Here is an 11,648-nt window from a genome sequence, read left to right as displayed (position 1 = left end):
CCTCCTTTGATATAGATTTAGCCCGCCACCTGCGCGGGCTTTTTTTTGCCCGTCTTTTGCGACAAGTGCCCGGCATCGATATCCGCAGTTCCGAATGCCGGTCGAATCGCCAGACTTTCAAACGAGTTACGCTTTTGATATTCACAAAACAAATAACGGATATCAGAAAACGAAATTGGCCGGAAAACCGCGCGCTCCCTATACTTGCATCTGTCTCCTCTATGTCTCCTCCTTTGATATAGATTTAGCCCGCCACCTGCGCGGGCTTTTTTTTGCCCGCTGCTTTGCCGCACTTTATTTCCTGCGCGTTGCCTTCAACGGCTTATGCCGAAAACAATCGCGGGCATGATCGTTGACCAAGCCGATCGCCTGCATGTACGCATAGACGATCGTCGAACCCACGAACTTGAAGCCGCGTTTTGCCAGATCCTTTGACAACCGGTCCGATAACGGCGTCTTGGCCGGCGTGTCCGCAATCGACATACGATTGTTCAGGATCGGCTTGCCGTCGACATACGCCCACAAAAAGGGATCCAGCCCGCCCACTTCATCGCGCAGTCGCAGATAGGCTTGCGCATTGGTAATGGTCGCCGCCACCTTCAGGCGATTGCGCACGATGCCGGGATTCGCCAGCAATTCGGCCACTTTCCTTGCGTCGTAGCGTGCGATCTTCTCCGCATCCCATTGATCGAAGGCTTCCCGATACGACTCGCGCTTGTTGAGAATCGTCGACCAGCTGAGGCCGGCCTGCGCACCTTCCAGATTCAGCATTTCGAACAGTTGCGTCTCGTCATGGCAAGGCACGCCCCATTCTTCGTCGTGATATTTCAGGTAGCGTGGATTGGCCGGGTCGGCCCAGCGGCAACGCGGAAGATCGGTTTTCATGGCGTGGATCGGTTGATGAATCGAACAACGATTATCCCCGATGCAACTGCCATCTCGTGTCAGCAGGCAGGCGTTAGAAAATGCATCTTGTGCAAATACCGGCGTTGATCAAGAATGGCGCCTTCTGCGCGGCATTGTCTCTTTATTGCCTCATGTATTGCCTTATGTATTGCCCCATTCCCCCCTTTCCGCACGATTGACTCCATGCCCCATCCTGCTTCCCGCACTTCTTCTCCATCGGTTGCCGTCATCGGCGGCGGCCCGGCCGGATTGATGGCGGCGGAGCAACTGGCGGCGAACGGTGTGCATGTCGATCTGTACGATGCGATGCCTTCGGTCGGCCGCAAGTTCCTGCTGGCCGGAAAAGGCGGCATGAACCTGACGCATGGCGAATCGTTCGATGCCTTCGTTGCACGCTACGGCAAACGTGCGATGTACGTTGCGCCGATGCTGCAGGATTTCGGCGCTGATGCATTACGTTCGTGGGCGAAGGAACTCGGCATCGACACTTTCATCGGCAGTTCCGGCCGCGTCTTTCCGACCGACATGAAAGCCGCGCCGTTGCTGCGCGCATGGCTCAAGCGCCTGCGCGACAGTGGCGTGCAGTTCCACATGCGACATCGCTGGCTCGGCTGGAACGACCAACAGGACCAACACGCATTGCGATTTGCCACGCCGGACGGTAGCATCGAGGTGCGCGCCGATGCGGCGATTCTTGCGCTTGGCGGCGGCAGTTGGGCACGGCTTGGCTCGGATGGGGCATGGTTGCCGCTGCTGATCGAACGCGGTATCGATAGCGCACCGCTGAGACCGGCGAACTGCGGGTTCGACGTGAACTGGAGCGAACATTTCCGTGAACGTTTTGCCGGCCAGCCGCTGAAGGCAGTCACGGCGAGTTGCGTCGACGGCGACGGCATTGCGCACAAACGCCAGGGCGAATGCGTCATCACCGACAGCGGCATCGAGGGCGGCCTGATTTACGCCCTGTCCGCGTTCCTGCGCGATCGCATTGAGGCGGATGGCAGCGCCACACTGACGCTGGATATGGCGCCAGGCAAGGCGGCAGAACGCGTTACTGCGGAAGTCAGCCATCCGCGCGGCGCCCGCTCGATGGCCAGCCATTTGCAAAGCAAGGTCGGCATCGCCGGCGTCAAGGCAGGATTGCTGCGTGAAATGGTGGCGAAGGAAGATTACGCCGACACGCAAAAACTAGCAGCTGCAATCAAGTCACTGCCGCTGACACTGACAGCCCCTCGACCGCTCGACGAAGCGATCAGCAGCGCCGGTGGCGTACGGTTCGAAGCACTGGATCAATCATTGATGTCGCATAAGCTGCCGGGCATTTTCTGCGCCGGCGAAATGCTCGATTGGGAAGCACCGACCGGCGGTTATCTGCTCACCGCCTGTTTCGCCAGCGGCCGCACTGCAGGTCTGGGCGCATTGAACTGGCTGCGAACGCAAACCGGGCTGCCTACACCAGACCGCGATCCGACAGCTCTCTCTTGATGTACGCGTAGAACACCGGTGCCGCAATCACGCCGGGGATGCCGAACATCGACTCCATTACCAGCATTGCCGCCAGCAGCTCCCACGTTTTCGCATTGATGTGCGCACCGATGATGCGTGCGTTCAGAAAATATTCCAGCTTGTGAATGGCGATCAGGAACACCAGCGACGCTGTCGCGATATAAAGCGAATGCGATAGCCCGATCACGACCAGCATCGTATTTGAAACCAGATTGCCGATCACCGGCAGCAGGCCGATGATGAAAGTCACCACGATCATCGTCTTGCGCAATGGCAGTTCGATACCGGCCAACGGCAGGATCACCATCAGGTAGATACCCGTCAACACCGCATTGATCGCGGCAATGCGCACCTGTGCGAACACGACATTGCGGAAGGCGTCGTGCAAGATCACGATACGTGCATGCAGTGCCGCTGCCAGCGGCCTGTAAGCCGACGTGCTCGTCGTGTCATACAGTGCTGCCATCGCACCGATGATCATGCCGATCAGGATGTGCGCAAAAATCCGCCCCGCCATGCCGCCCATTGTGCGCGCCTCGATGGCGTGCTGATGCAGCCAGTTGACGACCATTTCCCGCAATGCCTCGGCATCGACGGGAACGTAGGCTGCCAGCCAGGCCGGAATCTGGCTGCGCGATGCTTCCAGAATGTCTGCCATCTTTTTCATCAGCACCGGAATGCTGCCGGCATCGCTGCGGAAGAAGGCAACTGCGCCCCAGATCGCCGCGATCAGCGTCGCCACGATCACGGCACTCAGCAATGCCACTGCCACCACCTGCGCACGTCGTCCGACCAGCTTCTTGCCCAACTTCGGCGCCAGCAATTGCACCAGCGAATAAACAAGCAGCCCGGACAGCAGCGCCGCCAGCAAACCCTGATACAGGATGAGCCACAACGCTGCGGCGGCCATCACATAGGAAGCGATCACGACGGGCTCAAGTCTGGAATCTTGGTTCATGGATGGCGAGGGATGAATGACGAAAATTATTTTGCGAGCGGAATCGGCGTGCTGCGCGACACCGGCAGCGCCGTGATGCTGTTCTGCGGGCTGCCTTCAATCAGTTTGTCGGAATAGGTCAGGTACACCAGCGTGTTGCGCACAGGGTCGACCATGCGCACGATATGCAGGCGCTTGAACAGGATCGACATGCGTTCGGAAAACACGTCTTCCTGCTGCGGCAATTTTCCGTTGAAACTCAACGTGTCGCCGACCTGACGGCAATCGATCGAGGCATCCGACTTGTCTTCCGCCAGGCCGACCGTTCCCGACACGCCGCCGGTGCGTGCGCGCGAAACATAACAGGTCACGCCGTTCACTTTCGGATCATCGTATGCCTCGATGACAATCCGGTCGTTCTTGCCGAGGAAGCGGAACACCGTACTGACTTCGCCGATCTTCTCGGCGTGCGCCGGCAGCGACGACGCCGCAATCGTGAGTAAAACGGCAGCAACAGGCACACGCATGATTTCTCCATTCACGTCATTGCCCACCACATCGGTACGCAATGTATTTCTTCAAGGTCGATTTCTGCAATACAGGGTACGCAAATCGCCGGCAATGCGAAAGCGGAACGTGAAATTCGACGGCGCCTGCATTCTCCGAACCAAAGTGCAATAATCCCGCATCCGTCCACCCTCACAGGAACCCAACATGATTCTCGAACTCGTCGATATCCGTATTCAACCCGGCAAGCAGGCCGAATTCGACGCCGCGGTCCAGCGCGGTCTGCAGGATGTGATCGGCAAGGCCAAAGGCTACAAGGGTCACGTCATCAACAAGGGCATCGAAACACCGGAACGTTATGTCATACAGATTTACTGGGAAACGCTGGAAAACCATATCATCGATTTCCGTGAATCACCGGCCTTCCAGGAATGGCGCGGTATCGTCGGCCCGTTCTTTGCGGGTCCGCCTGTCGTCGAACATTTCAACCAATTGGCAAAGTCGGCCTGAGCGTCAAACTTGCCGCAAACAAAAAAGCCTCGATGCCGCAGTGCGGATCGAGGCTTTTTTCATGGCATCCGAATTTACTTTTTCTCTGGATGATAGCTTTTGAAATTTTCTGCGTAATCGCGGAAATTATCGTGCAGCATTTTTTCGTACTCAGTGCGGAAATAGGTCACCGCACCATCCAGTTGCTCCTTGAATGTCGCTTCGTTCGGTGCATCGATGGAGGCGGTGAAGGCGCCGAAACGTGCACTGGCGTACATCATCGATGCACATACCTGGCCTAGCGTTGCGCCCTTGCAGTTCTCATTTGCCAGCTGGATAAAGGTATCCGCAAGATCCCAGAACTTGTCGTTTTCATCTGGCTCTTTTGCCGGTTTTCTGGTGACTTCCGTCGGTTTGAAGTTGTCTTCGCTCATGATCAATATTCTCGGTAAAAAATGACGCTGTCTTGCGCTGGCAGCACTATAGCGTAAAACAGGTGTTCAATCGGTTGCTCCGGCAAGTGCGACAAATTCGCCAGTCAGCCTGCCGGCCTGTGCGCCGTTGTATTCGAGCACGGACGATACCGAGATGCGCGCCTTGCCCTTGCGCGTCAGCATGCGGATGAAATGCCGCCAGTCGTCCTCCTGCTCGATGAAGGCGCGTGCAGTGAAATCTCCCGCAATCGGCAGATCGTAATGCATCGTGTTGCTTTGAATGACGAGCCGGCTCTCGATCCCGGCGCTTCGCAACCGCGTATGCAACAACGACCAGGCAGCGAGGATGGCGACTGCCGATGCACTACCGCCGAATACGGTTTCGCGGTGATTGATGTTCGGCGCCAGCGGCGCGGCAACCGTCACTTCATCCGCATGTACGCGTTTTACTTCGACCTGCATCGCCTTCGACAAGGGAATATGGTCGTACAGATACTGCTGCAATGCCTGTTCGTTCAATGACTTCCCCTTCTAATTTCCACACCCTGCAATCGCGCGATCTGGCCGTCATGCCAACGCGAAAGTATCAGCATGGCGACCAGCGCGCCGATGAACGCCATGCACATGTCCGATTGCGTATCCCACTGATCGCCCTGCGTGCCGAGAAATTCATCTGCGCCCTGCCCCATGATCAGCGCCGCCCACCATTCAATCAGTTCGTACCACGCACTGATCGCCATGGCGATGCACACTGACAGAAAAGCCAGCATTTTGCCACCGAGCTGCTTGCCAACCGGCGTATTGACGTACCCGCCACGCCACAGGATTTCCTTCGCCAGCAGGGCAGGAATCAGGCCTTGGGCAAAATGTCCAAGCTTGTCGTATGGATTTCGCGCCAGCGAAAGCATATCCTGTACCCAGAACCCGACCGGTACGCGTGCATAGGAATAGGTGCCGCCGACAATCAGGATCAGCGCATGCAGAAAGATCAGGCAATACAGCAAATGCGTCAGTGGAAAGCGACGGTACGTCCACGCAAGGATCGGCAGCGCGATGATCACCGGCAGCACCTCCATGATCCAGGTTGCACGATCGTGCGGATGCATGCCCGAGAAAATCAAGGCACCGATCAAGGTGAGCGCGGCAATCGTCAGAACCGTTTGTTGCTTGGCTGTAGAAACGCTTTGCATGATGGCAATCAAGTATCGTTGAATGAATACGGATGTCGCTTTTTGTTGCACGTGCATCCGCCCGGACCTGTCAACCCGTCAAGGTCCCGCATATAATACGCCGCAAGCCCTGCCGGCTGGGCTGCGCGGCGCCACCTCGTTTCGGTAACGCATACACGATGAACATGACGAAATCGATGCATCGCCTGACCGTCTGGATCGCTTCCTTTGCGATCCTGCTGGCAGCGCTCGCGCCATCGATTTCACATGCCGTCGCCGCCGCTCAAGGTGTGCCGAACGGCTGGATGGAAATCTGTACGATCGAAGGTGCCAAGCTTGTGCAGATCGACGATGGCCAGCCTTCCAGATCGACACCGGGCAAAGGTGACAAGGCCACGCATTTCGAACATTGCCCGTTCTGCCTCAGTCATGCCGTCAGTCCGGCACTGTTACCGACTGCCGATTTCACGATTCCGGTGGTTGAAGGTTCTGCCGTTCTTCCTCTTCTGTTCTATCAGGCGTCGCACCCGCTGTTCGCATGGACTGCGGTCCAACCCCGCGCCCCCCCCGCATTTTCCTGAATCTTGCCGAGTACCGACACGCACGATCATTGATCAAGCATCGGTTTCTCGCATCGATCCATGACCCGTGACAATCACCGGTCGTGTCCATTGTTTCGCTGCCTCATTCAAACAGAGGCCGCTTTCAGGAAAAAACATGCGTACTTCCGTCCCACGCCGGCACCGATCCGACCGTCGTCTTCGCGCTCCTATTCAGAGTGCACCCATGTTGCTGCTTGGTGCGATGGCAATCCAGCCCGCGTTTGCAGCCGATACTCCACAGATATTGCCAGCAATATCGGTCACTTCCCCAAGCAGCGGCCTGCAGGCGCCGATTACCACCGGATCAAATCTGGACATGACGTTGCTGCAAACGCCCGCCAGCGTCGACATCATCGACCGCGCGCAACTTGAAGAACGCGGCGATGCAAATGTGATCGATGCGATCACGCGTGCCGCTGGCTTCAGCGGCATAGCGCATCCGGGTAACGGCAACAGTTCGGTTTCCTCCCGCGGCTTCACCGACGCCAACTCGATCACGCGGCTGTTTGACGGCACGCGTCAGTTCGGTGGCGTCGGCGTCACCTTCCCCTTCGATACGTGGTCGGTCGATCGCATCGAAGTGCTACGCGGTCCGGCATCCGTCATCTATGGCAACGGCGCGATCGGTGGTGTCGTCAACGTCGTTCCGAAAAAGCCGGCACGCGGCCCGATCCGGAATGAAATCTCCACCACGATCGGTACCGAAAACACGCAGCGACTCGGTTTCGGCAGCGGCGGCGCAATCAATGACAAGCTGTCGTATCGATTCGATATTGGCGGCAACCGCAGCGATGGCTGGGTCGATCGCGGCGATACACGTGACCTGACCTTTTCCGGCACCTTGCGTCTGGACATCTCGCCGGAATTCAACCTGCAATTGAGCCATGCAGAAGGACGGCAGCATCCGATGCGCTATTTCGGCACACCGCTGGTCAATGGCAAGCAGCTTTCTTCACTGCGTGACAAGAACTACAACGTCGAGGATAGCCGTATCGACTTCGCCGATCGCCGCACGGAAATTTCCGCGCAGTGGACGCCAAATGCGGACATCACGGTGCGCAGCAAGCTGTATCAGATCGACAGTCATCGTTACTGGCGTAATGCGGAATATTACGATTACATTCCAGCAACCGGTTTGATCCGACGCTCTGCCGACACCAATATTCGTCACGATCAATCCGAGGTCGGCAATACGACAGACGCCACTTTCCGCGGCAGCCTGCTCGGTCTGAAAAATCAGGTGTCGATCGGATTCAATTTGAGCGCCAGTACTTTCAAGCACACCAACAATACCTATACCGGCACGCCTGATCCGGAATTCGTCGATCCTTTCGATCCGGTCGCGGGCGGCTATGCCAGCGCAATTCCGTTTCTCCCGCGCTATCGCAACAATGCACAATCGTATGCAGTATTCGGCGAAGATCGGCTGGAATTGAACGACCGTTGGTCGATCGTGGCCGGCCTGCGCTATGACCACGCGAACGTCACACGTCGCAATCTGCAGACGGATGTTGAAGAGCTCGATCAGAACTATTCCAACGTCGGCTGGCGTCTCGGCACCGTCTTCGCACCTCGACCGGACCTGTCGTTCTATGCGCAATATTCGGAAGCGGCAGATTCCGTTGGCGGATTACTGATGATCAGTCAACCCAACAGTCGCTTTGATCTGTCCACCGGCAAGCAACTCGAAATCGGCGTGAAGAATGCATTTGCTGAAGGAAAGGGCGAATGGACGTTGGCGCTATATGGCATCCGTAAGGACAATTTATTGTCCCGTGATCCGACAAATCCCAATCAAAGCATACAAGTTGGCCAGCAATCATCGCGCGGCATCGAGGGCACGCTGTCGCTTGCATTTGCACGCAATTGGCAACTCGATGCCAATGCGTCCATCCTGCATGCGCAATTCGATGATTTTTCAGAAAAGCTCGATAACACCACAACCGTATCGCGCGACGGCAACGTTCCGACCAACGTTCCAGAACGTCTAGCCAACGCATGGTTAAGCTGGAAATTCCAGCCGCAATGGACCGCCAGCGCCGGCTTGCGCTATGTCGGCAAGCGTTACGCCGACAATGCCAACACGTTGAAGCTGCCATCGTATACAACAACGGATATGGCATTGCGGTGGGATGTGGCATCCGATACCACGCTGACTCTGCATGGCTTCAATGTGTTCGATAAACGCTATTACACCACCGCGTATTACAACAGTACGCAATGGCTGGTCGGCGCTGATCAACGCTTCGAACTGACACTGAACCACCGCTTCTGATAACGCCATGTCGTTTGCCACACGCACACGTCGCCTGCTCTATCTGATTCATCGCTGGATGGGAGTGGCGGCATGCGTGTTGATGGCATTGTGGTTTGTCAGCGGCATCGTGATGCTGTTCGTCGGTTATCCGAAATTCACGCCGTGGGAACGACTCGGCGCGTTACCGGCGTTGCAGGCGAACAGCATTCGCGTGCCGCTCACGCGGGTGCTTGACGCGATTGATGTACCAGTCAGCGAAGTCGTTCTGACTTCGATCGGTGGCCGCCCCTGCTATCGGCTGCAATTGCGTGATGGCCGTCTTATCGCCGTCGATGCGGCAAGCGGCACGCGGTTGTCGGTCGATACAGCGCATCTGCTGGCATCGGCACGGTCGTTTCTGTCGCAGGTGACGGCACAGGATCGCGGGTTAGTGCAGGAAGATCGGTGGACACACAGTCGTGCGCTCGACCCGCACCGTCCGCTGCATGTAATCGACATGCATGATCCCGATCGCACGCGCCTCTATCTGTCATCGGTCACCGGCGAAGTTGTGCTCGATGCCCCGCGAGCACAGCGCGGATGGAATTACGTCGGCGCCTGGTTGCACTGGCTTTATTATTTCCGTGACCGGCCAATCGATCCGGTCTGGAGCTGGATCGTCATCGTGCTGTCGGCGGCCGGCACGCTGGTCGCAATCAGCGGCACCGTGGTCGGTATCTGGCGCTGGCGTTTTAGCGGCCACTACAAATCCGGCGGGCATTCACCCTACCGTGAATCGTGGTTGCGCTGGCATCACATCCTCGGACTGGCATTCGCCGCGATTATCTTTACGTGGATTTTCAGCGGCCTGATGTCGATGAATCCGGTTGGCATCTTCGATGCCCGCGGACAGAAACCCGATCTCGCCGCCTGGCGCAATGGCGATCCTGTTGTCGATCGCTTGCCGCTGCAAGCGGGCGCTGCGGTTTCCCTGCTGGAACAGCATGGCTTTCGCGCAGTGGAAATATACTGGCGCGTTCTGAACGGGCAGCCCTATCTGCTGGCGCGTAACGCCAAGGCCGACACACGCCTGATCGTCCTCGGCGAGGACGGCAGCCCCACCGTGCGCACACAATGGGATCGTTCAACGCTGCTGCATGCCGCAACGCGCCTGATGGCCTCGACCATCGCCTCACAACAAGAGCTGGCACGTTACGACAATTATTACTATGCCCGTCAGCCGGAGGCGATGATGGGTGCCGCAGAGCGGCGTCTGCCGGTATTGCGTGTCCGGTTCACCGACGCCCATGCCACCTGGTCCTATATTGATCCATTTACCGGCGAAGTTGCGTTGAGCGTGGATCGTGCGCAACGCGCGGGACGCTGGCTGTTCAATTTCCTGCACAGCTGGGATGTGCCGGTCATGCTGACATCCGGCATCGGACGCGACGTGATTCTGATTCTGTTGAGTCTGGGCGGACTGGCCATGAGCATTACCGGCGTCGTGATCGGTTATGCGCGGCTCCGTATCTGGAGCAACAAGCAAGGCAAAAAGCGTCCTATCGCGACACGTGCCTGACGTACGTCCAAGAGTCCACGCACAATTCCTCCAACAGCGAAAAGTCAGGGTGTTACTATCGTAAAACTGTGTCGCCGGGAAAATCATGACGATCGTTACCGTGTTCAACCAGAAAGGTGGTGTGGGTAAAACCACGACCGCACTCAATATCGCCGCGGCATTGGCGCGGCGCGGTTGCCAGCCGGTCGGCATCGATCTCGATCCGCAGGCACATCTCAGCGCCATCGCCGGCGCAACCGCCGACTCCGGCGATGACACCATCCTCAGCCTGTTTCAACGCAATCGTCCGTTACGCGAATTACTGCGCACATCGCCCACCAACGGCATCGATATCATTCCGGCCCATCTGGAACTATCAAAAATCGATACGCTGTTCGGCAAGGGATACGACGTCGTCAACAAACTCAACACCACGTTGCGCACGGAAAAATTCGGCGGGGATGACAGCCCGGTCATGATCGACTGCTGCCCGCTGGTCGGCGTGCTGTCGTTGAATGCGATTTTCGCCTGCGATTGCCTAATCGTACCGGTGTCGGCAGATCATCTTTCCGCTAAGGGTGCCGTGCAGATCGAGAAAACACTGAAGGCGCTGGAGCCGGTATTGAAACGTCGCGTCAACCGGCGCTATTTGCTGACACGCTTCGATGGTCGGCGCGGCATGGCGTGGGATGTGTTGAAAATTCTGGAAGAAAAATTCGGTGCTGATGTCTGTCGCTCGCGCATCGCAGAGAACGTCAGCCTGGCGGAGAGCCCGGCTTTCAACAAGACCATCTTCGAACATGCGCCAAGCAGTCGCGGCGCGCAGGATTACGAAACGTTACTGGATGAATTGCTGGCCGATGGATTCATCAAGGCCGTTACAGCGCCAACAGGATCAGCGCGAAATCAGTGACAGGATATCGTCGACGGAATTGGCAAAGCCGGGGCGCTGCACGCTGCCCTTGATATCGCATCGCAACACTTCGCAGTGTCGATACATCTGGCGCAGCTTGCGTTCGGCATCCTCGCGATCCTTGCCGCCGATGACAATGCTCTCAAGGCGCTGTCCTTCGCGCGTCTTGACCGAAAAATCATATTTCAACATGACATGTCCTCCTGATTGGAGCGGTTCGGATTGCACCTGCCCGGTGCAATGAAAGAAAAGATTACCACGACACAAGCAATTTGCTTGCCTGAATGGAACGTTTTACAACAGAAAATCGGGCATTTTGTGTAAAAAATCCGGCTTCTTCAGGCATTTCCTTCCGTTTCACTTGGCGAAATCCCGAAAAACGGGTTGCGCC

General features: G+C 57.1%; 15 protein-coding genes. 7 read left to right on the top strand and 8 right to left on the bottom strand.

What is annotated here, in order from left to right; all coding sequences use genetic code 11:
- The coding region (locus tag VN114_RS05725; protein ID WP_325512885.1) for a hypothetical protein at window positions 1-242 on the top strand (242 nt) is incomplete at its 5' end.
- A 52-nt stretch (window positions 243-294) separates the two neighbouring features.
- Here the strand turns inward: VN114_RS05725 and VN114_RS05720 are convergent.
- Complete coding sequence (locus VN114_RS05720; protein WP_325512883.1) at window positions 295-885, bottom strand: DNA-3-methyladenine glycosylase I; 591 nt, start codon at window positions 883-885, stop codon at window positions 295-297.
- Between the two features lie 204 nt (window positions 886-1,089).
- Between VN114_RS05720 and VN114_RS05715 the strand changes: the two genes are divergently transcribed.
- Window positions 1,090-2,391, top strand: coding sequence for a TIGR03862 family flavoprotein (locus VN114_RS05715; protein ID WP_325512881.1), 1,302 nt, complete (start codon window positions 1,090-1,092; stop codon window positions 2,389-2,391).
- Here VN114_RS05715 and VN114_RS05710 read toward each other — a convergent pair.
- Window positions 2,357-3,370 carry an AI-2E family transporter gene (locus tag VN114_RS05710; protein ID WP_325512879.1) on the bottom strand — a complete coding sequence of 338 codons (1,014 nt, stop codon included), beginning with the start codon at window positions 3,368-3,370 and terminating at the stop codon, window positions 2,357-2,359. The genes VN114_RS05715 and VN114_RS05710 overlap by 35 nt on opposite strands.
- A 26-nt stretch (window positions 3,371-3,396) precedes the next feature.
- Window positions 3,397-3,876, bottom strand: a complete 480-nt coding sequence (locus VN114_RS05705; protein ID WP_325512877.1) for a CreA family protein — start codon at window positions 3,874-3,876, stop codon at window positions 3,397-3,399.
- 187 nt (window positions 3,877-4,063) lie between these two features.
- Between VN114_RS05705 and VN114_RS05700 the strand changes: the two genes are divergently transcribed.
- Complete coding sequence (locus VN114_RS05700) at window positions 4,064-4,366, top strand: antibiotic biosynthesis monooxygenase family protein (RefSeq protein ID WP_325512875.1); 303 nt, start codon at window positions 4,064-4,066, stop codon at window positions 4,364-4,366.
- 74 nt (window positions 4,367-4,440) lie between these two features.
- Here the strand turns inward: VN114_RS05700 and VN114_RS05695 are convergent, their stop codons facing one another.
- The 3 genes from VN114_RS05695 to VN114_RS05685 all read right to left on the bottom strand — a co-directional run bounded on the left by VN114_RS05695 (window position 4,441) and on the right by VN114_RS05685 (window position 5,969).
- Complete coding sequence (locus VN114_RS05695) at window positions 4,441-4,779, bottom strand: DUF3144 domain-containing protein (protein WP_325512873.1); 339 nt, start codon at window positions 4,777-4,779, stop codon at window positions 4,441-4,443.
- Window positions 4,780-4,845: 66 nt separating this feature from the next.
- Window positions 4,846-5,298 (bottom strand): thioesterase domain-containing protein, encoded by a 453-nt coding sequence (locus VN114_RS05690; RefSeq protein ID WP_325512871.1) that lies wholly within the window; start codon window positions 5,296-5,298, stop codon window positions 4,846-4,848.
- Window positions 5,295-5,969 (bottom strand): DUF2238 domain-containing protein, encoded by a 675-nt coding sequence (locus tag VN114_RS05685; RefSeq protein ID WP_325512869.1) that lies wholly within the window; start codon window positions 5,967-5,969, stop codon window positions 5,295-5,297. The genes VN114_RS05690 and VN114_RS05685 overlap by 4 nt, the downstream gene beginning before the upstream one ends.
- Before the next feature lie 164 nt (window positions 5,970-6,133).
- Here VN114_RS05685 and VN114_RS05680 point away from each other — a divergent pair, with 164 nt between their 5' ends.
- Window positions 6,134-6,529 carry a DUF2946 domain-containing protein gene (locus VN114_RS05680; protein WP_325512867.1) on the top strand — a complete coding sequence of 132 codons (396 nt, stop codon included), beginning with the start codon at window positions 6,134-6,136 and terminating at the stop codon, window positions 6,527-6,529.
- A 192-nt stretch (window positions 6,530-6,721) separates the two neighbouring features.
- Here VN114_RS05680 and VN114_RS05675 read toward each other — a convergent pair whose 3' ends face one another.
- Window positions 6,722-6,868, bottom strand: a complete 147-nt coding sequence (locus VN114_RS05675) for a hypothetical protein (RefSeq protein ID WP_325512865.1) — start codon at window positions 6,866-6,868, stop codon at window positions 6,722-6,724.
- Between VN114_RS05675 and VN114_RS05670 the strand changes: the two genes are divergently transcribed.
- The 3 genes from VN114_RS05670 (at window position 6,867) to VN114_RS05660 (ending at window position 11,257) form a co-directional block, all read left to right on the top strand.
- Window positions 6,867-8,825: a TonB-dependent receptor gene (locus VN114_RS05670; RefSeq protein WP_325512863.1), complete on the top strand. Its 1,959-nt coding sequence runs from the start codon at window positions 6,867-6,869 to the stop codon at window positions 8,823-8,825. The two genes, VN114_RS05675 and VN114_RS05670, sit on opposite strands and share 2 nt — an antisense overlap.
- Before the next feature lie 7 nt (window positions 8,826-8,832).
- Window positions 8,833-10,365, top strand: a complete 1,533-nt coding sequence (locus VN114_RS05665; RefSeq protein ID WP_325512861.1) for a PepSY domain-containing protein — start codon at window positions 8,833-8,835, stop codon at window positions 10,363-10,365.
- Window positions 10,366-10,450: 85 nt separating this feature from the next.
- Window positions 10,451-11,257 (top strand): ParA family protein, encoded by an 807-nt coding sequence (locus VN114_RS05660; RefSeq protein WP_325512859.1) that lies wholly within the window; start codon window positions 10,451-10,453, stop codon window positions 11,255-11,257.
- Here the strand turns inward: VN114_RS05660 and VN114_RS05655 are convergent.
- The gene (locus VN114_RS05655; RefSeq protein WP_325512857.1) at window positions 11,240-11,449 is read right to left on the bottom strand and encodes a hypothetical protein; all 210 of its coding nucleotides are present in this window, start codon (window positions 11,447-11,449) and stop codon (window positions 11,240-11,242) included. The genes VN114_RS05660 and VN114_RS05655 overlap by 18 nt on opposite strands.
- Window positions 11,450-11,648: the final 199 nt, after the last annotated feature.

This window comes from Oxalicibacterium sp. (assembly GCF_035565035.1).
Lineage (GTDB): Bacteria > Pseudomonadota > Gammaproteobacteria > Burkholderiales > Burkholderiaceae_D > Oxalicibacterium.
This window is presented reverse-complemented; position numbering and strand designations above follow the sequence as displayed.

Coding starts and splice junctions, on each gene's coding strand:
- VN114_RS05660 (WP_325512859.1), top strand. CDS start 10,451: ATGACGATCGTTACCGTGTTCAACCAGAAAGGTGGTGTGGGTAAAACC.
- VN114_RS05655 (WP_325512857.1), bottom strand. CDS start 11,449: ATGTTGAAATATGATTTTTCGGTCAAGACGCGCGAAGGACAGCGCCTT.
- VN114_RS05685 (WP_325512869.1), bottom strand. CDS start 5,969: ATGCAAAGCGTTTCTACAGCCAAGCAACAAACGGTTCTGACGATTGCC.
- VN114_RS05710 (WP_325512879.1), bottom strand. CDS start 3,370: ATGAACCAAGATTCCAGACTTGAGCCCGTCGTGATCGCTTCCTATGTG.
- VN114_RS05705 (WP_325512877.1), bottom strand. CDS start 3,876: ATGCGTGTGCCTGTTGCTGCCGTTTTACTCACGATTGCGGCGTCGTCG.
- VN114_RS05720 (WP_325512883.1), bottom strand. CDS start 885: ATGAAAACCGATCTTCCGCGTTGCCGCTGGGCCGACCCGGCCAATCCA.
- VN114_RS05680 (WP_325512867.1), top strand. CDS start 6,134: ATGACGAAATCGATGCATCGCCTGACCGTCTGGATCGCTTCCTTTGCG.
- VN114_RS05700 (WP_325512875.1), top strand. CDS start 4,064: ATGATTCTCGAACTCGTCGATATCCGTATTCAACCCGGCAAGCAGGCC.
- VN114_RS05715 (WP_325512881.1), top strand. CDS start 1,090: ATGCCCCATCCTGCTTCCCGCACTTCTTCTCCATCGGTTGCCGTCATC.
- VN114_RS05665 (WP_325512861.1), top strand. CDS start 8,833: ATGTCGTTTGCCACACGCACACGTCGCCTGCTCTATCTGATTCATCGC.
- VN114_RS05675 (WP_325512865.1), bottom strand. CDS start 6,868: ATGTCCAGATTTGATCCGGTGGTAATCGGCGCCTGCAGGCCGCTGCTT.
- VN114_RS05670 (WP_325512863.1), top strand. CDS start 6,867: ATGACGTTGCTGCAAACGCCCGCCAGCGTCGACATCATCGACCGCGCG.
- VN114_RS05695 (WP_325512873.1), bottom strand. CDS start 4,779: ATGAGCGAAGACAACTTCAAACCGACGGAAGTCACCAGAAAACCGGCA.